Raw genomic sequence first — 22,831 nt, forward strand, 5'->3', positions numbered from 1 at the left:
GCTCTCATCGCTGGCATCCACAGCATCCGTCAGCTTGCCGGAGACCATGCCGGAGCCAATCGGCGCATTCGCCCACTTCTCGCTGTACGATGCTTCGTCGTCCAGGTACAGCACCGCTGCCAGCGCCAGCTCCTCTTCGCCGAGCCAGGCTTCGGCGCGCTCTCGCAGCGGCGTTTGCGTCAGCAGCACCTTCGCTCCGCTGTCTCCGAGCATGAACCGAACGCGGTCCGCCGGATAATCCGGGTCGAGCGGCACATACGCCCCGCCTCCTTTCCAGACGGCCAGCACGGCCACCAACAGGTCCACCGAACGCTCGGCGAGAATGCCGACGATTGACTCCCGCCCGATGCCGCTTGCGCGCAGCGTGGCCGCCAGGCGGTTCGCCCGCTCGTTCAGCTCCGCATACGTCAGTCGGTCGTTCTCGTACACGACGGCCTCCGCTTCCGGCGTGCGCTCCACCTGTTCCTCGAACAGCCGGTGGAACGCAGCCGCAGGAGCCGCTTCCGGCTTCGCCGGATTGAACGCGCCGAGAATTTGCTCATTTTCCTCTGACGTCAACAAGTTCAGCTCGGCGATCTTCGCATCCGGACGACTTACGATCGCCGCAAGCAAATGTCCAAAATGAGTCGACAGCCGCCGGATCGTGCTTTCTTTATAAAGAGCCGTTGCGAATTCAAAGCTGCACTCCAGGCCGCCGTTTTCTTCCGTAACATCCACACTCAGATCGAACTTGGCCGTGCCGTATTCACTAGGGTACGGGGACAATTTCATCCCTTCCAGCTTAAACTCTTTATCCTCCAAGTTTTGCAGGGAGAACATCGTGTCAAACAGCGGGTTGCGGCTCAAATCTCGGCTGACCTGCACTTTATCAACGAGCTCTTCGAACGGATAATTCTGATGCTCGTAAGCGCCTAAGGTCGTTTCTTTCACTTCTTCGAGATACGACAGGAAAGTCTTATCCGAAGTCGGATAATTGCGGAGCGCCAGCGTATTGACGAACATTCCGATCAAAGGCTGCGTGTCTCCGTGCGTTCTGCCCGCAATCGACGTTCCGACGATCAAATCGTTCTGACCTGTGTATTTATGCAATAGCACGGTATATGCCGCAAGCAGCACCATATACAGCGTCGTTCCTCTTTGAGCGGCCAGCTGCTTCAAGCCTTCGTTCGTTGCCTCGTCCACGAAGGACGTCAGCGTTTGTCCCTCAAAGCTCTGCACGGCAGGACGCGGATAGTCCGTCGGCATTTCCAGAACCGGCAGCTCGCCCTGGTAACGATCCAGCCAGTAAGCTTCCTCGCGTTTCAACTGCACTTTTTGCTCGTCCGACTGCTGCCATACCGCATAGTCCTTGTATTGAATACGCAAAGGCTCTACTGACTTGCCGCCGTACAGACGAACGAGTTCCTCGACTAACACGTCCATCGAAACCCCGTCGGAGACGATATGGTGCATGTCGAACATCAGCAAATAACGTTCGATTGCCAGCTCTACGAGCTCCGCCCGCAGCAGCGGAGGCTTTGCCAAGTCGAAAGGCCGGATGAAGGCCTGCACGACTTCAGACGTTTCTTCCTCGCTCGCATGACGGTACTCGACGGCAAAGTCGACGCTCTCGTAAATGCGCTGTACTGCTTCGCCTTGTACGATCTCAAAGCCGGTTCGCAGCGTTTCGTGCCGTGCGATCAGTCCGCGGAAAGCCTTCTCCAGCAGGCTCCGGTCAATCGATCCTTCCAGCAGCAGCACGCCCGGCATGTTGTAGCTCTGATCGGCCCCTTCCAGCTGATTCAGGATAAACAGCCGCTTCTGAGCTGAGGAAAGCGGATAATATGCTCTTGCTCCTGCCAGCGGAATCGACGAGAACGACTGCTCTCCGATCCGGGAGATGGCGAGAGCCATCTCTTCGATCGTCGGGTAACGGAATACGTCGCGCAGAGGCAGCTCGACGTTCAGCTCCTGATGCACCTTGCTCACCAGTGTCGTCGCCCGCAGGGAATGGCCGCCGAGGTCGAAGAAGTTGTCATGAACGCCAATGTGCACTAGTCCGAGCACGCTTATCCAAATTCCGGCCAAGCTGGCTTCCAGCGGAGTCCGAGGCGGAATACGTCCTCCGCCCGGCTGCAAGCTCTCCTCCGGCGCCGGGAGGGATCGGCGGTCAACCTTGCCGTTCGTCGTCAGCGGGAGCCGCTCCAACTGGATCAGGTACGCCGGGATCATATAGGCCGGCAGTTCCTGGGAAAGCACGCTCTTCAGTTCGGCCGCCGGAAGCTCGCAGTCCGCTTCATAATAGGCGCAAAGCTGCTTCTCACCGGAGGCGTTTTCCCTCGCGAATACCGTCGTTTTCCGAATTCCCTCCACTTTATGAAGCTGAGCTTCGATCTCGCCTAACTCAATGCGGAAGCCGCGTATTTTCACTTGGTCGTCCGACCGTCCCACGTATTCGATCGTGCCGTCAGGCAGCCATTTCGCCAAATCCCCCGTCCGGTACATGCGCTCTCCCGGCACAAACGGATTGTCCACAAATTTCTCCGCCGTCAGCTCCGGCCGGTTATTGTAGCCCCGTACCAAGCCTTCTCCGCCGACGCAAAGTTCCCCGGCCACGCCTATCGGCAGAAGCTTGTTCCGGCTGTCGACGATATACACCGTCGTATTGCTGATCGGCCGTCCAATGGGTACGGTAACCGCTAAGTCATCGACGAAGTCGACCGGAAGGTACGTAGTATAAACCGTGCTTTCCGTCGGGCCGTACACATGGTTGAGCCTGCCCGGTCCGATATGGGCGAGCGCTTTACGCACATGGCCAACCGACACGCGCTCTCCTCCGAATAAAATCGCCCGAACATCCCGCAGGCAGTCGACGTTCACATCTACAAGGATGTTGAAGAAAGCCGTCGTAATAAACATGACCGAGATGCGCTCGCGCTGGATGAGATCCGCCAACTGGCCGATTTCCAGCAAAGTCTCGTGGGGAACCAGCACCAGCCGCGCCCCGTTGGTCAAAGCGCCGAAAATATCGAAAGTCGCTCCGTCGAACGAATAGCTCGAAAGCTGGAGGACATGATCCCGCTCGGTGATGTCGATATAATTCGTATTTCGCACGACCCGCACGATGTTGCGGTGCGAAACAAGGTTGCCTTTCGGCTTGCCCGTCGTGCCTGACGTATAGATGACGCAGGCCAGATCTGTCGCTTCGATGCCCGGATTTAGATTTGTGCCGTCCTCGTGATAGTAGGACTCGTCATCCAGTAAGATCACGTGGGCCAAACCCGCCAGGCGCTCGCGCAAGCGGCTTTGCGTCAGCATGACCTGCCCTCCCGAATCCTCGATCAAGAAACGGATACGCTCCTCGGGATATTCCGGGTCAATCGGTACGTAAGCCGCTCCGGCTTTGTGTGCCGCCAGCATGCCCACCACCATTTCAATGGAACGCTCAGCCAAAATGGCGATCAGATGGCCTTTGGATATCCCTTGGCTGCGCAAGGTACGGGCAAGGCGGTTGACACGTTCGTTCAGCTCGCGGTAGGTCAGCTCTTCCTCATTCAAGGAGATGGCGACTGCATCCGGGATGCGCTCTGCCTGCTCTTCGAACAATTGAATGAGCGTCTTCCCGCGCGGAAATTCCGTGGTGGTGTCGTTAAAACGTCCGTGAAGGTCGGCCTTTTCCGCCTCCGTCACAAGTTCCAGCTCGCCCACGGTAATTTCCGGGTTATCCGTTACCTGCTCCAGCAGATGGACGAGATGCCCCTTGAGCCGCTCGATGCTGTCCTTATCGAACACTTCGGCGTTAAAATCGAGCCGAATTTCGATCTCGGCTCCCGGCACTACGGTCATGTTGAAGTTATAGTTCGTCTGCTCCTCCATCTGAACGTCAGTGATCGTCAGGTCGCCGTGCTGCTGGTCGCCCGCCTGCTCCATCTGCTCGTCCACCGGATAGTTCTCGAAAGCGATGATATGGTTGATCAAGTTCTGCTTTTGAACGCTGTGGGCTTGAATTTCATACAGTGGATAGTAATCATAACGCCCGGACTCCAGCGACCGCTCTTGGAGCTTCGCCATCAGGTCGGCGAACACGGTGTCCGCTTCGCTCGTGACGCGAACCGGCACCGTATTGATGAACAGTCCAATCATGGACTCTATACCCGGGATTTCCGCCGGCCTTCCGGCCACGACGCTGCCGAATACGGCATCGTTTGTTCCGTTATATTTTTGCAGCATCACACCCCAAGCGGCTTGCAGCAGCGTATTGACCGTAACCAGGCGCTGTTTCGCCACCCGATCCATCCGCTCGCTTAAGTCCTTGCCCAGCTCGGCGGTGACGTGATCAGCCGTAAATCTGCCGTTCGGTGCCGGTTCCTTTTGTCCCGGTAGTACGGTTTGCCCTTCATAACCTGCCAGGAATGCCGTCCAATAGCCTGATGCCGCCTGATCGTCCTGTTTCTCCAACCATTCGATATAGGCGCCATAATCCGATCCCTTATCTCCCGCTGGCTGCTTGCCGGATGCCAAGGCCGAGTACGCCTCAAACAGCTCCTGCGTCAGCTGCGGCAGGCACCAGCCATCCATCAAAATATGCTGGAAACTCCACAGCACATGATAGCTTTGCTCTTCGGTGCGCAGGATCGTAACCCGAACGAGCGCGTCATGTTCCAAGTCGAAGCCGCGAAGCTTGTCATCCTCGGCCTTTTTATCCAAATACGCTTGTTTCTCGTCCGCCTGCAAATGAAGCAGCTCTTCATATTCAAAGCCGACCGGTTTGTCGCGGTATATGATTTGCAGCGGCTCGCCCGCTGGTCCTTTCACAAAATTCGCCCGCAGCACCAGATGACGTTTCGCAAGCTCCATCCAGCTCCTCTCGAAAAGCTGGACGTCGAGCGCTCCCCGCATCGTAAACCGCGTCTGCTCGAAGTAAGCGGCCGTTTGCCGGTCAAGCGCGCTGTGGAACCACATGCCCTTCTGCATCGGCGTAAGCGAGTAAATATTTTCGATTTCCCCGACATGGCCCGAGCGCGGGCCGATTTGCTCCAATTCCGCGATGGTCAAGCCTTTAAATTGCACGTCGCTAGGCGTCAATTCGGTGTTTTCTTTGCCTGCGCAGTGGGTAATGAGCTCTCGGAGACTTTGCTCAAGCTCCTGAGCGAAGGTTTCCATCGTTTCCTTGCGATACTGCTTCCGGCTGTAGCTGAGATCGAGCGATAGAGCGCCGTCCAGCACCATGCCGTTGATATCCAGCACAAAGCTGCGGGTTTGCCGGTCACTGGCCGGGTTTCCGCTGGAATAAGAAGATATGCCGATCTCGTCCTGATTGACATCATCGTCGAACTGACCGAGGTAGTTAAAATTAATTTCCGGCTCTGCGCCCCAAACAAAGCCATCCTCCGATTTGGAGAGATAGCGGCATACACCGTACCCAAGCCCCTTGTTCGGAATGCGGCGCAAGCTTTCCTTGACCTGTTTAATCTGATAGGCCAAATCCAGGTTGGTTTCCGGCTCCAGGACGACCGGAAATTTGGTCGTAAACCAGCCGACTGTGCGCGTGATGTCGATATCCGTTCCGATCGATTCGCGTCCATGTCCTTCGAGATTGATCCGCACCCGTTCGTGTCCCGTCCACTTGCGAACGGCTATGCCGAGCGCCGTTACCAAAATATCGTTCATTTCGGTGTTGTAGGCCCGGTGAACCCGCTTCAGCAGCAGCTCCGTTTCTTCGGGAGTCAAACGGACGAACAGCGATTCGCTGTCCTGCTGCGTCGTAACGTCCGCCTCCAGATCCTTCGGCAAGTCCGGAATCGCAATTTGTTCCACGGCCTGCCAATAAGCCCGTTCCTTTGCAATCTCCGGGCTTTGCGCGTAAGCGGCCAGCTGCTCGGACCAAGTGCGGTACGCATCCGTTTTCGCCGGGAAACGAATTTCCTCGCTTTTGCCGGCCTGCTCGTAACCCAGAGCGAAATCCTCCATCAAAATGCGCCAAGACACGCCGTCCACCACGGCATGATGAACCGCGAGCAGTAAATGATCGCCGTCCGCGCATCGGAACAGTCCCGCCTTCACGAGGGGCCCTTTCTCCAGATCGATGCCCGCTTGAATATCCGTTGCCTTCGCTTCCACAACCTGTGCGGTATCCTCCGCATCCTTGAAGTCGAACACGTCCAGCGTGAACAGCCCTCCTTCCTGAATCGCGCGGTTCCGTTCGCTAAACCCTTGTTCCGTTTTGCGGAACACCATCCGCAAGGCGTCATGATGCTCGGCCAGCTTTTGCAGCACCTGACGCACCGTCTCTTCGTCGAAGCGTTCCTTCCGGTACAGCATCACCGACTGGTTGAAATGATGCGGATCCGCAAAGGAGCTCTCGAAGAACCAATGCTGAATCGGCGTCAGCGCCGTTTCACCCGTTATTTCTCCTTGATCGATGGTACGTCCGATCGGTTTCACACGCAGGCTGAGCTGTGAGATAGTCGGATATTTGAACAAATCCCGAATATCCAGCTTGTACCCGGCTTGATGAAGCCGCGAAGATACCTGAATGGACTTGATCGAGTCTCCGCCCAGCTCGAAGAAATGATCCGTTACCCCAACGCGATCGGCGTTCAATACCGCCTGCCACACATCGGCAAGCGTCCGCTCGGCTTCATTGCGGGGAGCTACGTACGCGCCGCCGGTCAGCGCGTTTCCTTCCGGGGCGGGCAAAGCCTTGCGGTCGATTTTGTCGTTCGGCGTGAGCGGCATCCGCGGAAGCTGAACAAAATGCGCCGGAATCATGTAATTCGGCAAATTTTGCGCCAGCGCGCTTCTCAGCTCGCCGAGCGTAAGCGGGCGGCCCGCGACCAGGTAAGCGCACAATTCTTGCCCGCTTTTGTCTTCCCGTGCGATTACCATCGTCTCCTGCACGGAGTCAATCTTCAGAAGCTGCTCTTCAATCTCGCCGATCTCGATCCGAAATCCACGGATTTTCACCTGATGGTCGATCCGGCCCAAGTACTCAATATTTCCGTCCGGCAGCCAGCGGGCGAGATCTCCCGTCCGGTAAAGGCGTTCTCCCGGCGCAAACGGATGTTCCACGAACTTCTCTGCCGTCAGCTCCGGATGGTTCAGGTAACCTCTCGCAAGCCCCACGCCTGCCACGCACAGCTCGCCGTCCACTCCTGGAGGCACAAGCTGCAAGTGGGCATCCAAAATAAAAATCCGGTGATTGGCCAGCGGGCGCCCGATCGGTATGACTCTGCGCTCCGGCTGCTCCTCATCCGCATCCCAAAGCGTCGTAACAATCGAAGCTTCGGTAGGGCCATAAGCATTGAAATAGTGGACCTTCGGTTTCCACTGCTGCACGAATTCGGCCGATACCGCCGAGCCTCCCGTTACGAGCTTCGTTAAGCTGGGCAGGCGGTCCGGGTTCAAATAAGCGCTGTACGTCGGAGGCAAAATCGCCGCCGTAATCGCATGCTCGTTCATATAACACTCGAACAGGCGGTTGTCGAGAATCGTCTCGGCCGTCGGGATGTACAAAGCCGCACCAAAATAGAGCGCTTTGAACACTTCCCAGCAGGACGCGTCGAACGACAGGCTGGCGAATTGAACGATCCGGTCATGCTCCGTGATGCCCAGCCTTTCCGCGAACATCAGCTTCAAGCTGACCAAACCGCGATGCTCCAGCATGACCCCTTTGGGTTTGCCCGTCGTACCTGACGTATAGATGACATAAGCCAGATCATTCGGACCGCTGGCCGGCTCCAGGTTCGTTCCATCATCGCTGTAGGCCTGCTCGTCATCCAGCGCCAACACGACCCCTTCGAACGGCACCTGCTTCTGCAGCTCCCTTTGAGTCAGCAGCAGCTGCGCGTTCGAGTTCTCCAGAATGTAGCGGATGCGTTCTTCCGGGTATTCCGGGTCGATCGGCACGTAGGCACCGCCAGCTTTCAGAACCGCCAGAATGCCAACGACCGTCTCCAGTGATCTCCTGACCAGCAAGCCTACCAGCTGATTGGGCAGCACGCCGACCGATCGCAGCGTCCGCGCCAGCCGGTTCGCCCGTTCGTTCAGCTCCGCGTACGAAAGCCGCCGCCCCTCAAAGACAACCGCCGTTGCTTCGGGCACCCGCTTCACCTGCTCCTCCACGAGCTGATGAATCGTCCGATCACGGGGATAGTCCTTCTCGGTATCGTTAAAGCATTGCAGCAATTGAAATTTCTCGTCCTCCGACAGCATGTCCACCCGCACAATGTCCAGCTCCAACTCGTGGAGCCCCACGGCCAGCAGGCGATTCAGATGGCCGACGACCCGAGTCATGAACTTGGAGTCATATAAGTGCTCGTTATATGACAGCGCTAAGTTTAGCGTCCCACCGGTTAAGCTGAATTCAAAGGAACAATCCGTGACCACGTTTTGCCCAATTTCGTCCAGATGCAGCTCTTTAAGGGAAACTAGCGTATGGATGACGGGTATCCCGTCTGCATATTGCAGGTCCAGCTTCTCCGTCATTTTCAAGAACGGGATATGTTGATGCTGAATTGCTTCCGGCAACGAAGTCCTCAGCTCGCTCAGAAGCGTTGTAAAAGTCGCACCCGCCGAAAGCAAGTTTTTCAAAATGACCGTATGATTAACGGATCGGCGCGTCTCCGTCGGTTTCCGTACAACCGGCATGCCGACCAGAATGTCAGAAGCGCCTGTATATTTATGCAAGAGTGACTGAACACCGGCGAGCAAAATCAGAAAAGCGGCCAGCGGAGCGCCCTTGCTCATTTGAAGGACGCGCTGCGCCGCTTTCTCCGAAAGCGAACCGCCGACGGTTGTCATAATGGGCGTCTGGGAGCTTGGAGCTTTGCTGTAAGGCAGCCGCGTCAAGGTATAATCGTCGCTACCGAATTTTTCGTTCCAAAACAATGTTTCTTTTTCAAAAGCCACCTGGATCGTCCCCCTCTCTACATCGGTAAAAGCAATTCGGCGGAGCATATGCCGCAGCAACGCTACAGCCTTGCTCCCCGCCTTTTCAAACATGTGACAACAATATCAATGGCTTTCGCCAGGTCACCGCTTCGCTTGACCAGTTGATCGCATGCGGCAATCCTCTGCCTTGCAGCTGTCCCACTCGGCTCCCATGCGGTGAAAGACAACAAAGAGCATCGTTCTACGCAAGGGATGCGGCTACTTCCGTCTCCTCTGCTTCATATGCTTGCTGCGGACGAGCCGCCTGAAGACGGGCTCTGGTTTAATATTGGGTTCGGAATTGGATTTGGAATGGACAAGGGATGTTCCTCCCATCGATGTAAGGCTTGCTGTAGGGTTCCGGCCGGCCAGCAGGAAGTCGGCCGTACCTCCGGATTCGGCACCGGAACTGCCTTTGTCGAAGCCTATGTTTAAGGGGTATTGATACACTCTATGTACGATTTATGTATTCCCCGCAGCCCTGGTGTGGATAAGTAAAAATTTGGCTGCGGGGTAGTGAGCTTTTCCTGACGATTAGATGTGAAGATGGCGCTGCATGAGGCTCAAAGAATGCTCCGTGTGGCATGAACGGGACAGCCCTTGGATTAGCGGTGAATTCCATGCTGACTGACGGTACCGCAGGCAGCATGGGGAGAAAATCTTCCAATGGGGTAAAAACGTTATCTTAACATCAGAGCCACACGGCCTCAGGAATGCACTTCCATGCCTCTTGCCGGGACGCTCACCGGCTTGGCCGAGCTTAGGTCGTTACCAGCAAATCCTGGGTCTCATGAGAGATCACCTGCTGTATACTGGACTTGATAATGTCGCAGCCGGCGGCAAGATGCTCCATCGATACGGTCAGCGGAGGCATGATCTTCAGCACGTGGTCTCCTCTGCCGGCTCTTTCAATGATGAGCCCGTTCTCGAAGCTGATCTCCGTCATCCGCTTCGCCCCGGCTTCATCCGTGAAGCCTGAGACGTCAATGCCCCAGATCAGGCCGAGTCCGCGGATCGCGATCGACGGATGCAAAGGCTTGATTTCTTTGTCAAGGAACGAGCGTACAAACTCTTCCTTCTGCTTCACCTCGGCGTCCAGGGCGGCTCTGTCCCGGAACTCGAGAGCGGCCTTGGCGGCCACAAAAGCGAGCTGGTTGCCGCGGAAGGTGCCGTTGTGCTCGCCCGGCGTCCAGAGATCCAGTTCAGGCTTCAGCAGCAGGAGGGACATTGGCAGGCCGTACCCGCTGATCGACTTCGACAGGGTAATGAGATCCGGCTCGATCCCCGCACGTTCGAAGGAGAAGAATTCGCCTGTCCGGCCGCAGCCGACTTGAATCTCGTCGGTAATGAGCAGGATATCGTGCCTGCGGCAAAGCTGCTGCAGCCCTCGCAGCCACTGCGCATCGACGACGTGAATTCCGCCTTCGGCTTGTACCGTTTCAAGCAGGATGGCGGCCGGCTTGTCGATTCCGGAGTGCGAATCAGTCAGGATATTCTCGATATAGCCGAGCGTATCCATTTCTGCGAAAGCCCCACTCGGGTGCGGCATGAACGTAACGCCGCCCAGAGGAAGCCCCGCCCCTTCCCTCATGGACTTGGAGCTTGTCGCCGACAGGCTGCCAAGCGACATGCCGTGGAAGCCTCCCATGAATGCGAATATCCCGTTTCTCTTCTTCGCCTTGCGTGCGAGCTTCAAGGCCGCTTCCACCGCGTTCGTCCCCGTCGGACCGCAGAATTGAAGCTTGTAATTCAGCTTCTTCGGCTTCAGGATCCGCTCCGAGAAGCTTTGGATGAATTCGCGCTTGGCCATTGTATACATATCCAGACCGTGCATAATCCGGTCGGAGGTCAAGTAATCGAGAACCCGGTCCTTGATATAATCGTTGTTATGACCGTAATTCAGTGCCCCAGCACCTGCAAAAAAATCAATATATGCTCTTCCGTCCTCAGAATATAAGAGGTCCCCCTTGGCCCGGTCGAATACCACCGGAAAGCTTCTGCAGTAAGATCTTACATTGGATTCCAGTTTTTCAAAAATGCTCACGCGCTTCATCCTCCATCGGAATTGGAATAAGGTTGGTTACAACCTTTCTGAACCTTCTGACGTCATGGAGCAACATATTCTCGGCTGTCATTTTCCACCATTGTCGGTCCCCGCATGCAGGCTTTCTGGTAGCCAGTGGACTGGTCTCTCTCGCACAGATTAAATAGGTATAAAAACCCTTCAATTCTATGCCCTATCATAATAGGAAATATGATCCAAATAGAATTATATCAAAGTTTCGAAGAATGCATAGTAAAGCTTTAGTCTAATTTGAATATTTTGCCATATAAGTGCGAATAAAGAAGAAACGTTGGGAATGGTTTGCCATCAATCGAGGAATTCGACGCGTGTCGACATTCAAAGGGGGGCCCGATTTGGGGTATATTACCTGTATACATTCTCTGCTGGTGCTCCGCATCCTTGCGTTTTCGATAACTTAACATAATTACCTCACGAATTTCTGGAAGCCTGTCTGGAACGTGACTGGATGTCAGCTGGATATTCGGCTGGAAAATCCGTTGTCTACTGAAACATTCATAACATTCTGCCCAATAATTGATTCTATTTGGTTAATTATTCAGTGATATCTACGAACTTCGCAAACACGTATAAAAATGGAGGTATGTATGAACCACTAGCCTCCTTGGGTCGTAGGGTTCGAGTCAGTTCCATCCTCTCTCATTTCACTCATAATCCGATCCCGTGGGCTCATAATGCGTCTAACTCGATCTTTACTAACATGTGTATAGCCTACCGTGGTTCCGAACTTTGATGCCAAGATGCTCTTGAATGTATCGTAAATCCGTACCGGCTTCCAGTAAGTGAGTGGCGAACGAATGACGAAGTGAATGGACGGTATCTGGTTATAAATTGAAGCCCTTGCCATCCCCTCCCCAAAAACCTTTTGTACCGTTCGCTCCGCAAATACCGCTTATACTCACCTTACTCACTCTCCCCTAGAATATCGAAGCTGTGTAATATTTGGAAATATTAACTTACATAGAGAAAAGACACCTCCTCCACCATTTTGGGTAGACAGAAGTGCCCCGATACTTTCGGTAAAAACATAACGATGGCTTATTCTCATCATTACGAGTCAATGTGTCCTTATTAGGATGAATCTAGTCCATATTTGTCTTGCAGAAACCTTATCAACTTGCAGATAGGTGTTTACCTGTTCATCACTCTGTATGCTGCGGTCATCAAGACAATGAGTCGTAAATTCCCCTCATATAAGTTGTGATTACTTGATCATAATCGGGATACATGTATCCGTGATGTTCAGCTACAGCTTTCGAGTATTTCCGAAATAGCTCACAGCAAGAAAATAAAGATTGCCACATGCTTGGATAGCTGCTCTCAGCATACGTTGCGAGTAACGTCTCCCAATCTTCAGGTGGCAAGTAACGATCTATAAACTTATAGTTTTTCCCCACGCTAAAGGTATAACCTCGCTCTGCGCCAATGTGCCATGCCATCATTCTTAGCAAATTAGGACGGGCGACTTCGTGCAGATGGTCAATGGCGAACAGGATTTCTTTACGCTCCAATCCCTTTACAACGTAGGTCGACACCATCCAAAACTCATTGCAGCAGTCATCGTATTCTCTTGCGCTCGGTTTCTTGATCCAGTATTGGCTGTCATTCGGCACAACTTTATTAGGAATAAGCGTATCCTTATCAAGCAGTACCTCAATCAAGCCGTCATTATCGGTGAAATAAGCTTCGACTTCATTCAAAGGGATCAGTGTCAGGTCTAATTTGTTGCCATCCTCGAACAAGATAAGATAGGAAAACCAATTTCCGAGTTCAGGTGGAAACAGCTCCATGTTCTCAGGTTTTTGCATCATTAATCGTGCCCCGAATGCATCCAGCCATTGATCGTTCGCTTTGAAGGAATCGAGATTGGTCACAAAATAAGAAATGTCGTAATCCTGGTATGCATCTGGGGTAATATTTATATTTGTGCGTGATCCTTCCAGGGTCGCCAATCGGATACGATCATCCTGCTTGGCAAACTCGATGAACATGTCCATCATTTCTCGTTCTTTTCTCAATAGGTTCGATTCTCCCTTCTCTTGCAGCCTTAATTACGTTTTTACCTATCCAGCCACTTCTCAATTGCTTTTCTACCCTTTACTATAAAAATAGAAAGTCGTGATCAGACAGCTTGAATAAATAGAGGTAACATAAGTGTTGACACAATTGGAGGAGAAATCAATGACGTGTGAAAATAGGCAATTTCCAAACAGTATCTTTAATATTGATCGTACCTATACCGCACATCTGATGAAGGCGATCGAAGCGGCTCAGGCGAAGGCGGATGAGTTGGGTCTGAATCTCAGCAACTGTTCCATAGACTGTCGGGAGGAGCGTCTAGCACAACAGTCCGATTCCCGCATCCTCTCGTTCTGGTTCTATTCGGAGGATCTAGTAGACTGGATGGAAGGGTTCAGCGAGAACTTTTATGATTTTTCAGTTGCGATTGACCCCGATACAGGACAAGTCATCCAGAGCCTTGGACCGAGCCGCCGATCTGCTTACATGAAGGATAACTCTTAGGATTTCACCGGATAATCGTACTCGTGCTGCAGAATAGAGAATAAATAGGAATCGTGATACATCCCTTTGCTCCATAAATGTTCCCTTAAATGCCCCTCCTGCATCATGCCGAGCCTTCTCATGACATTAGCGGAGGCGATGTTATCAGGACGACAGGTGGCATAAATGCGATGCACATTGAGGGTTTCGAATCCAAACCTGAGCAAGGCATGCGCCGCTTCTGTCGCATATCCATTCCCATGAAAATCAGGATTGAAGCAATACCCGATTTCGGCATTACTTCCCTGCGGGTATATACTACAGCCGCCAATGAATGTATTCGTATCCTTCAATATTACGCCGAACTCATAATGGCTTCGCTCGGCAGCTTGCTGTTGCTCGAGCTGTTCCCCCATATATGCTTTCGTATCCGCTTCGGAATTCGGGCCCCAGAGCATATATTTCGTTACTTCTGGATTGGAGGCATAGGCGTGTACGTCCATCCAATCATCTCTCTGCAAATCACGGATAAGCAATCGTGGAGATTCCAACTTCATGAGGCATCTTCCTTTATGATATTTAGTGGGCAGCTCTAAGTTAACTTACCGTGTCATCTGAATGTCCTCATATTTCTGAAATGTCTTATTCAGATCGTCCCGCGCATACAGCCGGATCTCATGAACGTCAAAGGTTTGTCTATCCTGAAAATGTGGAAATAGTGTTCGCTCCATTTCTTCGAGAATCTCTTCCGACAAACTTTCTTTTTTGGCAACCGTTAAATGAGGGATATACAAATTCAATTCGAAGCAACGCTTCGTTTGTTCTTCAGTCGGCTCAAAAACGGCGACAAGCTTTCGATGTAATTCGGTTAATTCGGGAGAGTGAGCCCCTATATATAACACCTCCTTGTCACCGAAATAACGAAGCTCGCCAACGGATACAGAAAACGAACGAAATCCTTCTATTATTCTCTTACATTCGGACATCCAATTTACAGGCAACATCGTTCCTGCCCCGTACGAAAGTTTAACTGTAATATGCGGTTCGACCCCAGAGTAATGGTATTGATTGCGCACCGACATCAATTTGTCATAAATGCTCAAAGGTGGGACAATTCCGAAAAAATACTTCATAGCATCCTCTCCATTCATCCTGATTTCTAGCACGCAAAATAGCTGTCACCCGCTACTAATTGACTCTTTCATCGATCCCGACGCCATCCATTCGCTGACATTGCGGTTAGGAGGTATCGTCAATCTGCCATCCAACAAAGAAAAGAGATGTAACATGATCTGAGGTCTCATGCGTTACGATCCTTCAAGAACCAGTTGGTAAATGACTTCGTCGTCTTGATTATGCTCCTGTTGATTCACAAAGCCAATGCTTTCATAAAGCCGCTGAGCCAGCTTGTTGTCCTGCTCAACCGTTAGGGAAATAAGCTTACACGAAGGATGAGTCTCACAAATGAATTCAATGATCCTTTTCATTGTCTGCTTACCGTAGCCTTTTCCTTGGCAAGACTTATCGATTTGAAAGCCGCCAATCCAGTAATTATCTGCGCTATTCGGTGTATAGCTGATGTAGAAAAATCCGATCGTAATCTCTTCATCACATACAAGAAAGGGATCCAGCGCCTCATCCCAAGGCTTGATATATGCGTACGTCAGCGCTTCATAAATAGAAGGTACGAATGGCACTTGCTCCTCATGAATCTTTATTTGAATAGCAGTCTCCCAATTATCCCGCGTGACAGGATAGATAGATAGTTTTTTCATAGTTAATCTCCTGAAGTAAAAATTATGATTTCGAAACGAAATACACCTGTCCAATTATTTTCTGAGCTTATCAGTCACTTTTTTAATTCCTTTATCTACGCACATAAAGACAAGAGCCGCGATAATGCCATAGAACAACAAAGAATAAGAGAATAACAAGAAAAAGTTCTCTACGGAATGATAAAGCACAAATATAATCACTGATATACAGGCAAATATCATATAGAGAACAATGGAAATAATGGTCTTCACATATGATCTCGTAAATTGAAGTCTGTGCAGTATGTAATCAATGAGTAAGGACGACGGTATTCCCAAAAAACAATTTACAATGAAGCTGTAGAAGCCCACCGCAATAAAATAAAACGCAAAATTATAGTGGCTGTTCATCATAAGAAGACTCATACCTGTAGTAAAAAGAAGTGTTGTCAAAAGGGCGGATGCGATTTTGCGCAATACATGCCCATAAATCATTGTAATCCCCCTTATGGGTAGAATCAGTACGAATTTTACGGTTGATTCCCATTTACTTGAGCCAGCATCGTGATGGACGTGCCTACCTCTCCTACTGGCTTGAACCCGAAGCGCTGATACAATTTCACGGCTGCCTCATTGCCTGGATCTACGCTTAAGGATACGCGGTCAATTCCCTGCTCGCTCAATCCATCAAACAATTGATTCATTAAAGCGCTTCCTAATCCTTGACCACGATAAGCCGGTAGAATCGCCATTCCCAGTTCCGGCACTTCGCTGCTTACAAATCCGTACCCTCGTTTATCCTCACTAAAGTATCTCACCGTGATAGAGCCAATGGATTCTCCTTCGGCATTTTGCGCAATATATCCCAGATCGCCTTCCCTGCCCCAATCTTCCACATATTTCGAAATGGAAGGTTCGTTAATAATATCGCGACTGAAGGATTCCTTGCCTTCCGGTACATACAAAGATTCATATAGTGTTATCCATAAAAAAGAGATGTCTTGTTCCCTTATTGGTCTAATAGTATATTTCATTCTAATCCCCCCTCTTATATCTATTAATAGTAGAATTCTTTCTAATCGCTTACGAGCCATGTCTTTGCATCTTCAGGATCTTCGTAGAAGGACATATTCAGTCTGATTCCCGACTTTTTTATTCTTCTTTTCAATCTCCACATATTGAATCTTGTTAACCCTACTATCGACAGCTTATCAATGCGTACATGTAAATTCGTAATATGCGCGATAAATTGCTGCAGCACTTGTTCCGTAATCGTGGTTTTATAAAAATCCACCCATATCTTCAATCTCCTGTTGGTGTGAAGGATAAATTCCTCTTCTTGCTTCATTAGTCCGAACAGCTTTTCTGTATTCGAATAATAGCTTCCGTACTTCAGGCAATGGATTTCCCCACCCTTGTAATAGTAAGGAAACATTGATCCGCCAGGAGATTTCATACTGAATCACTTCCCTCTCTGATCTAAGAGTTATTCGAACGAAAATCCTGTATTACTTTCTTTACAAATGCTTCTTTTCCTACGGTGTAAGCGAGTTCGTCATTGCTGTATAACGCTGCGAGGCTCTGCTTTAGCTCGACATATTCTTGTGCAAGATTCGGATTGGCTCTTAATTGGTCTCTGAATATAAGTAGCGCATTCCATTTCTCGCTATTATGAACAACGACGTGCAGAAAGTGAGTCTTAACCAGATTTTCGAGGCTTGAAAATTTGGCATACACGACTTCGTCCTCAAGCTGTACCTGTAGTCTATAATATTGATGCTCCCTCAGGCGTTTATCATTAAATGTTGATATGTCCCCAAGATCGTTTACGCCGACTGCCATATCCACAATCGGTTTCGCCTGAATTCCGATTGCCGTACTTCCCACGTGCTGAATGTCAATTACACAATCGCCCAATATAGGGGTGAGAATCGCTTTCTCTTCCTGAAAAGATTCAACGCAATATGGATCATAGTTATGGATATGGACGGTTCCTTTCGAAAGACCCAGCATTGTTTCATACCTCCCGTTTCGTTCCTCTTCACAACAATAACGCGACCCAGACTTAGATAAGATTATCTCAAGTCGGGTCGCGCGTCGCTATGTCATATTCCACTATTATACAATAACTTCATTCTCTCTTAGAAGCTTTCTTCGATAAACTTTCGTTTGCGCCCGGTCAATAGATATAGCACCGGAACGAAGATAAGCGTCAGCAGTGTTGATGTCGTTAAACCGCCGATAACCGTGATGGCCAGTCCAACCGAAATTAAGCTTCTTGTTGAATGCGTCAATGCCAACGGCAACAGCGCCAAAATGGTATGATAGAACATGCATGGTAGTATATGCATTTCCGATTCAGTATTGTCTGGCGAGCGTACGTGTTAAGGTACAATTCAAAATATCCGTTACTTGCACGGTCTGTTCGTTAATAAAGAAATGCCCGCCTGGAAGCATATGTACGGTGCAATCAGCCGAGCTGTGCTGCTCCCAAGCATGCAAATCTGGCAAGGAGATTGCATCCTCCTCCCCGCTTAATACAGAAATGTTGCAGGAAAGCTTGCCCAGACGCTCTTCATATTGATACAAATCCACAAGTCTGAAATCCGTCCTCAATACGGGAAGAAACAGCGTTAAAAGCTCTTTATTCTCGAGCAGCTCTTTGGGCGTTCCCCCTAATCGAATAATCTCATCCAGAAACTCATCGTCCGGGAGATCATAATATTTCGTCCGTCTGCTTTCGATATGCGGTGCTCTGCGTCCGGAGAAAAAAATATGCTCGGGCTCGGGTCGCTTCATCTCCGATATTTTGTGCGCGAGATCATAAGCAATCCAGCTTCCCATGCTGTGCCCGAATATCGAGTAGGGGCCGTCATCAAGCTGACTTTCGATCTTGCCATACACGTCTTCGATCATGTCTTCGAAGCTGTCATAGAACGGGGTTCCAAAATACTTGCCTCTGCCGGCCAATTCTACGGGAATCAGTTCAATGCCCGTTGCCAAATGGGCTTTCCATTTGTTATAAATCATGGCAGACGCTCCTGCATACGGGAAACAAAATAATTTCATCTCTGGCTTCATCTTTACCTCCTAAAATACATAGCTTTATATCTATAAAAGCATTGATATCGCTTGGAGTTACGGTCGTACTGGCACTGATATGCCCGTTCGCACCATTCGCAACAGCTCTTGTTCATGGTCTGGATGACAAGCGATAAGGTATGGCTCTGAATTCATCCCAGTAAACGTTTCCCCATTAAAATCAATGACGGATCCGCCCGCTTCCTTAACCATCAGAATGCCTGAATACAAGTCATCTCCTTCAGATTTATACAGAACGATTCCATCCAAATCTCCCTTGGCAAGCATGCACCATTGCAAGGTTGGAGCCCATAGGCGCATCATTCGCTTGCATCTTGTGTCAATATAATGGCGCAAGCCAACTGCAATAGGATCCTGCTGTACCTTATGCCCTTGAATCCAGCCAATATTCCCTTTGTGCAAGCTAGGACAGCTCTTTACTTGCATTCGCTGGTCATTGCAATAGGCTCCATTCCCAACTGCTGCGTGAAATAGTCGATCCGTCATCGGCTCATACACCACGCCCACAACCGGTTCTTGTTGATACATAACGGTGATGGAGCAGGAGAAGAGCGGGATACCAATTGCAAAATTATTTGTTCCGTCCAGCGGATCTACGAGCCATTGCCAATCACTGCTGACTCCAATAACCCCAGCTTCCTCACTATGGATTTGATGATCAGGGAAGGCAGCCTGTATTTCCTTTACAATGATTGCTTCCGCTAATAAATCAGCCTCTGTAACGACGTCTCCATGCTCATCTTTCATTTCCACGTGTGCCACTTGATCGAACAATTGCTTAATCGCCAGTCCAGCTTGTCGAGCCGCCTCGATTGCTACTTCTCTAGCATCCTGAATGACATGTTGATTCAGAATATAACCTCCTAACTATCTCGATCCATCTTCCATATCTTGTATACAGTTTACTAGGTTCGAGTTAACTAGGCAATTCATAGATACATCATGTACAACATAATCATTTCGTAAATGAAGGTGCCATTCCTTGCCGCGAGACAACCACACGAAAAAAAGACTCCCTTCTATAGAACAAAAGTTCATGTTCCTAAGTTACTAATCAGGGAGTCTTTGTGTACACAAGCGATTATATGATTAAACTGCTAATAGCGAATCCCATGCCAATGTATAGGAAACACAATAATATGCCAACTGCAGTATTCCGATTCTGCAACTGCTCAGCTACACTCATCTTCGGAGTAACGAGATCAAACAGCAAATACGTTGCGATCAAACAGATGTATCCAACGCCAAACCATAGTGCCATATGGATAATGGATGAGTTCGTAAAAGCCGAAACACCGAGCACAATTGCCGTGCCCATGAACTTGCCGCCCATCGCAAGCCCTACTGCAACATTGCCCTTCTTCAATTCTTCGAAATCATTAAATGGCGTCAGCACGCTGAACACATACATGCCGATAAATTGCAACGCCATGATCGTGAGAATACTGATCAAAATATTCACAAATATCATTCTGCCCACCCCCGGAATTTGGCCATCGCTAAATCATAGTCCACAAAATCATGAACTTCCTCCAGCATCACGCTGACCTTTTTCTTGTTTTTGAACTTCTGGTAACGCACGTCATCAATTGGCTGCTTCACCGTATGTCCGGATGGAAGTGTAATCACGGCGAATTGACGGTGTTTACCCTGGTACTCGGTTTTGTACACACCCACTAGTTCAACCTCGGCCTTCAAGTTGAGCTTCAGCTCCTTCAAATCTCTCTCGGCCGCTTCCTTGGATGGGTACGATTTAATCGGTTCCCATGAAGACAAATTAATATCGTTCCCCTTCTCGTTAATAGGGAGCATATTAGCTGTCATATACTTGAGTGTCCATACTTGATCACCAGTCGCATAATTGTTGTCATTCGGCAGCAGTTGATTATCCGGCAGGATTGTCATATCTCCTCCGATGATGTCTCCTACCTTAGCGCTCTCAATCTTATAATCCCAAGGTACCGTTGCTGTATCTATGGAATTGTCGTTTCCTTCAGCTCCGAGATTAATGATGTACACGAAGAAAATAATTAGACAGGCAAATATCCCTAGCACAAGCAGATTGTTGATCATTCGTTTCTTTTTTTGCTGCTGAACACGAATGTCGTGATTTCGACTCCCGCTATTTCGATTCAGGCTCATTATTTTTTCACTCCAATCGCTATAAAATGGCTGTTATTCCCGGTAATAAGCCCGCCAACTCTGCCAAGTATCCCGCATGGCATCCCGTTGATGACGAACACACCCGTTAATAAATGAAAGGAGCCGTTATGCAAATCCACTTGTGCCATTTCGGCACGTTTTTGATAGACTCTGCTGAAGAATCGACTTGTATCAAATCCATCCTTATCTTCGGTTTCTACATTTCCTTGCGAATCAAATAGCCGCACAGAACCACCTTCGCGGCCGAACATCGATTTGGATACATAGCTTCCGTCAAAGATAGCTTTGTTGTACGTTGGCAGCATGTAATGCGCAATGACTGCATGCTCTTCCTGAGTGAACATTTCTGAGCCCAGTTCATGAATCGCCCAGATAACCGCCTGCAGTCCCTTCGATTGCAAAATGATCGCATGCGGTGAGTTCAGTATCGTTGTATACCCATTTTCAATGGAATAAGCGAGCGCTTCTCCACCTTCGTCAATAGCCATCCATTCCTTCGGGTACAGCGCAAACAGACTGCGTATCGTCTGTTCTTCCACCTTCAGATCCCCTTGATCCACCCATAAATCCAGGCAATCGATGCAGCGTATCGGCAACTCGGAATGCTTAACGAGCATGGCAATCGTACCCGAATCCTCTGCATGCTCCCCGTAACCTACACATGCAGCATATTCAGGCGGATTACTCGCCCAAGCTTCCTTCACTCGTTTCGACATTTCACTATTCGGTGTCTCAAGTCCGTACTGCTTGCACATCCACGGTGTGGCCACTGCTGCTTCCACGTAACCAGTTGGGGTATCTGCATTTAACTCCAACAGCTTAATCGCTCCATTATGATCAATAGCAAAGTCAAACCGAGCATAATGACTCAGCTTGCCTATTTCATTAGGCTCAATCTGCTCCAAGCCGTCCCATAGCACTTCCGGAATCGATAGGAGTTCATAGAGGTCTCTGCGACCGATAATAAAACGGGCAGCCTTGTCAAAGATGCTCCACAGCTTCGCCGACACCACATGCAGCTCCTGGCTCATGCCCGCATTGATTGCAATGACCTGATCTACCCAATATTGTTCCTCTTCGATATTCGCCCAGTTGAATCCGAGCTCTGCCAATTGCGCGACACGTTCTGCTCGATTCGGATGCGGCTGACCAATGACTTCAAATCCCATTATCCGCCGAACCACCCTCCGCTTTTGGAACCGCCTGACGAACTAAAGCTGCTTGATTTACCGCCGATTCCTCCAGGCGACGAGGAACTTGATTTACTTGATCCAACCGAAGATCTGCGAATAATGGAACCCGAGCCGTTCGAAGTAGTAGGTCGAACCCTCGAATTCACGACAGGACGATTCTGGAAACTATCAGAGGAGAACGATTTCGCACGATAAGGTGAATTCGTCCGCGTATCATACACGCTTCCGCCTGAAGACCAACTCGTAGAGGAATACGCGCTTCCTCGATTGAAGATCATGTGATAGAGCAGCATGTCATCCCAGCCAAAACCTCCGTGATGGACGTAGGTCGTATGAGATGACCCTCCGGACGGGCTTCCTCCTCCAGATGACCCGCTTCCGCTGCCAGCGCTACCGCCAACACTGTTGCCTTCTGATTCTTCCTTCTCTGGTACTGGGATGTTCCAGTCCATATTGGCATCGAAATACTGCTTCACTTCCTCTGTCGACCATTCAACCAGCTTCGCCTGATCAGACGGAGCTGCACTCTGTTGACCCATCGCAGACGAACTCATAAGCAGATTGGCGGCGAGCGCAACGCCCAGGGATGTGCTTAATACCTTGAGCGGCTTTGCCGAAGTCGCACAGGATTCAGTCGTCTCTGAACTTGTCGTCTTCTGCTCCTGTTCATTTCGTTCCATTATTCCTTCCCTGCTTTCCGGTATATTTTCAAGGCTTTCGAACTGACTCGACGAGCAATTCAAAATTGCCGGTGTTCACATTCAGCCGGCCCTCCAGCATCTCATATTCCGCATCATTCACGAGCAAATAATTCGCATGTTCAAGCAGCTGCACCATACTGGTAGTCCATGCACGCTCGTCTATTTTCACCAGTTCTCCTGAAGACGTTTTTTCAAGAATTAGGATATTTGATTGCATGACACATTTCTCCCATCTTTAATGATGAAATAATCCACATTAGCTTACCTAGTATATCATTTTAGCGTACGAATTGTAGACAAGAACCTCCAGAAACCTGCATCTTGCATGTAAAAAAACCGCTCCAAAGTAAATGGGTACTCAAGTCCATTTTACTTTAGAACGGTTCATTTGATGTTTTCGTGAATGAAATGTTATCTAGCTCT

Annotated in this window: 18 protein-coding genes and 2 pseudogenes; 2 read left to right on the forward strand and 18 right to left on the reverse strand. The window is 50.0% G+C overall.

Translation table 11 applies throughout. The features are described 5' to 3' along the window. The coding region (locus tag ABN764_RS29010) for a non-ribosomal peptide synthetase (protein ID WP_446673812.1) at positions 1-8,982 on the reverse strand (8,982 nt) is incomplete at its 3' end. Positions 8,983-9,087: 105 nt separating this feature from the next. Here ABN764_RS29010 and ABN764_RS29015 point away from each other — a divergent pair. Then, positions 9,088-9,345: a hypothetical protein gene (locus ABN764_RS29015; RefSeq protein WP_446673813.1), complete on the forward strand. Its 258-nt coding sequence runs from the start codon at positions 9,088-9,090 to the stop codon at positions 9,343-9,345. Between the two features lie 325 nt (positions 9,346-9,670). Here the strand turns inward: ABN764_RS29015 and ectB are convergent, their stop codons facing one another. The 3 genes and pseudogenes from ectB to ant(6) all read right to left on the reverse strand — a co-directional run bounded on the left by ectB (position 9,671) and on the right by ant(6) (position 13,011). Next, positions 9,671-10,954, reverse strand: coding sequence for a diaminobutyrate--2-oxoglutarate transaminase (gene ectB, locus ABN764_RS29020; RefSeq protein WP_446673814.1), 1,284 nt, complete (start codon positions 10,952-10,954; stop codon positions 9,671-9,673). A 634-nt stretch (positions 10,955-11,588) separates the two neighbouring features. Then, positions 11,589-11,811: pseudogene (locus ABN764_RS29025) on the reverse strand (tyrosine-type recombinase/integrase); the annotation flags it as partial. A 345-nt stretch (positions 11,812-12,156) separates the two neighbouring features. Next, positions 12,157-13,011, reverse strand: a complete 855-nt coding sequence (ant(6), locus tag ABN764_RS29030; RefSeq protein WP_446673815.1) for an aminoglycoside 6-adenylyltransferase — start codon at positions 13,009-13,011, stop codon at positions 12,157-12,159. A gap of 163 nt (positions 13,012-13,174) precedes the next feature. On the opposite strand from ant(6), the gene ABN764_RS29035 reads away from it, so the two are divergent. Beyond that, positions 13,175-13,516, forward strand: coding sequence for a hypothetical protein (locus ABN764_RS29035; protein ID WP_446673816.1), 342 nt, complete (start codon positions 13,175-13,177; stop codon positions 13,514-13,516). On the opposite strand, the gene ABN764_RS29040 is transcribed toward ABN764_RS29035, so the two are convergent. The 14 genes and pseudogenes from ABN764_RS29040 to ABN764_RS29105 all read right to left on the reverse strand — a co-directional run bounded on the left by ABN764_RS29040 (position 13,513) and on the right by ABN764_RS29105 (position 22,625). Continuing rightward, a complete protein-coding gene (locus tag ABN764_RS29040; protein ID WP_446673817.1) occupies positions 13,513-14,052 on the reverse strand; it encodes a GNAT family N-acetyltransferase in 540 nt (179 codons plus the stop codon). The genes ABN764_RS29035 and ABN764_RS29040 overlap by 4 nt on opposite strands. A gap of 45 nt (positions 14,053-14,097) precedes the next feature. Beyond that, positions 14,098-14,628, reverse strand: coding sequence for a 2'-5' RNA ligase family protein (locus tag ABN764_RS29045; protein ID WP_446673818.1), 531 nt, complete (start codon positions 14,626-14,628; stop codon positions 14,098-14,100). 174 nt (positions 14,629-14,802) lie between these two features. After that, entirely contained in the window at positions 14,803-15,270 is a 468-nt protein-coding gene (locus ABN764_RS29050) for a GNAT family N-acetyltransferase (RefSeq protein ID WP_446673819.1), read from the reverse strand. 509 nt (positions 15,271-15,779) lie between these two features. Then, entirely contained in the window at positions 15,780-16,283 is a 504-nt protein-coding gene (locus ABN764_RS29055) for a GNAT family N-acetyltransferase (protein ID WP_446673820.1), read from the reverse strand. Between the two features lie 41 nt (positions 16,284-16,324). Continuing rightward, complete coding sequence (locus tag ABN764_RS29060) at positions 16,325-16,705, reverse strand: hypothetical protein (protein WP_446673821.1); 381 nt, start codon at positions 16,703-16,705, stop codon at positions 16,325-16,327. Positions 16,706-16,728: 23 nt separating this feature from the next. Next, positions 16,729-17,262, reverse strand: a complete 534-nt coding sequence (locus ABN764_RS29065; RefSeq protein WP_446673822.1) for a GrpB family protein — start codon at positions 17,260-17,262, stop codon at positions 16,729-16,731. A gap of 128 nt (positions 17,263-17,390) precedes the next feature. Next, positions 17,391-17,576: pseudogene (locus ABN764_RS29070) on the reverse strand (efflux RND transporter permease subunit); the annotation flags it as partial. A gap of 31 nt (positions 17,577-17,607) precedes the next feature. Next, entirely contained in the window at positions 17,608-18,330 is a 723-nt protein-coding gene (locus ABN764_RS29075) for a thioesterase II family protein (protein WP_446673823.1), read from the reverse strand. A 57-nt stretch (positions 18,331-18,387) separates the two neighbouring features. After that, entirely contained in the window at positions 18,388-19,203 is an 816-nt protein-coding gene (locus tag ABN764_RS29080; RefSeq protein ID WP_446673832.1) for an inositol monophosphatase family protein, read from the reverse strand. A 229-nt stretch (positions 19,204-19,432) separates the two neighbouring features. Continuing rightward, positions 19,433-19,822, reverse strand: a complete 390-nt coding sequence (locus tag ABN764_RS29085) for a DUF350 domain-containing protein (RefSeq protein ID WP_021255924.1) — start codon at positions 19,820-19,822, stop codon at positions 19,433-19,435. Next, positions 19,819-20,493 (reverse strand): signal peptide protein, encoded by a 675-nt coding sequence (locus ABN764_RS29090; RefSeq protein ID WP_446673824.1) that lies wholly within the window; start codon positions 20,491-20,493, stop codon positions 19,819-19,821. Before ABN764_RS29090 ends, ABN764_RS29085 begins: the two co-directional genes overlap by 4 nt. After that, positions 20,493-21,683, reverse strand: coding sequence for a glutathionylspermidine synthase family protein (locus tag ABN764_RS29095; RefSeq protein WP_446673825.1), 1,191 nt, complete (start codon positions 21,681-21,683; stop codon positions 20,493-20,495). The genes ABN764_RS29090 and ABN764_RS29095 overlap by 1 nt, the downstream gene beginning before the upstream one ends. Further along, positions 21,683-22,387, reverse strand: coding sequence for a hypothetical protein (locus tag ABN764_RS29100; RefSeq protein ID WP_446673826.1), 705 nt, complete (start codon positions 22,385-22,387; stop codon positions 21,683-21,685). The genes ABN764_RS29095 and ABN764_RS29100 overlap by 1 nt, the downstream gene beginning before the upstream one ends. Before the next feature lie 28 nt (positions 22,388-22,415). Continuing rightward, positions 22,416-22,625 (reverse strand): hypothetical protein, encoded by a 210-nt coding sequence (locus tag ABN764_RS29105; RefSeq protein WP_028532274.1) that lies wholly within the window; start codon positions 22,623-22,625, stop codon positions 22,416-22,418. Positions 22,626-22,831: the final 206 nt, after the last annotated feature.

It is taken from the genome of Paenibacillus wuxiensis, from assembly GCF_040195695.1.
Lineage (GTDB): Bacteria > Bacillota > Bacilli > Paenibacillales > Paenibacillaceae > Paenibacillus_B > Paenibacillus_B suaedae.

Coding starts and splice junctions, on each gene's coding strand:
- ABN764_RS29050 (WP_446673819.1), bottom strand. CDS start 15,270: ATGAAAAAACTATCTATCTATCCTGTCACGCGGGATAATTGGGAGACT.
- ABN764_RS29095 (WP_446673825.1), bottom strand. CDS start 21,683: ATGGGATTTGAAGTCATTGGTCAGCCGCATCCGAATCGAGCAGAACGT.
- ABN764_RS29035 (WP_446673816.1), top strand. CDS start 13,175: ATGACGTGTGAAAATAGGCAATTTCCAAACAGTATCTTTAATATTGAT.
- ABN764_RS29040 (WP_446673817.1), bottom strand. CDS start 14,052: ATGAAGTTGGAATCTCCACGATTGCTTATCCGTGATTTGCAGAGAGAT.
- ABN764_RS29105 (WP_028532274.1), bottom strand. CDS start 22,625: ATGCAATCAAATATCCTAATTCTTGAAAAAACGTCTTCAGGAGAACTG.
- ABN764_RS29075 (WP_446673823.1), bottom strand. CDS start 18,330: ATGAAGCCAGAGATGAAATTATTTTGTTTCCCGTATGCAGGAGCGTCT.
- ABN764_RS29060 (WP_446673821.1), bottom strand. CDS start 16,705: ATGAAATCTCCTGGCGGATCAATGTTTCCTTACTATTACAAGGGTGGG.
- ABN764_RS29090 (WP_446673824.1), bottom strand. CDS start 20,493: ATGAGCCTGAATCGAAATAGCGGGAGTCGAAATCACGACATTCGTGTT.
- ABN764_RS29045 (WP_446673818.1), bottom strand. CDS start 14,628: ATGAAGTATTTTTTCGGAATTGTCCCACCTTTGAGCATTTATGACAAA.
- ABN764_RS29055 (WP_446673820.1), bottom strand. CDS start 16,283: ATGAAATATACTATTAGACCAATAAGGGAACAAGACATCTCTTTTTTA.
- ABN764_RS29065 (WP_446673822.1), bottom strand. CDS start 17,262: ATGCTGGGTCTTTCGAAAGGAACCGTCCATATCCATAACTATGATCCA.
- ABN764_RS29100 (WP_446673826.1), bottom strand. CDS start 22,387: ATGGAACGAAATGAACAGGAGCAGAAGACGACAAGTTCAGAGACGACT.
- ABN764_RS29085 (WP_021255924.1), bottom strand. CDS start 19,822: ATGATATTTGTGAATATTTTGATCAGTATTCTCACGATCATGGCGTTG.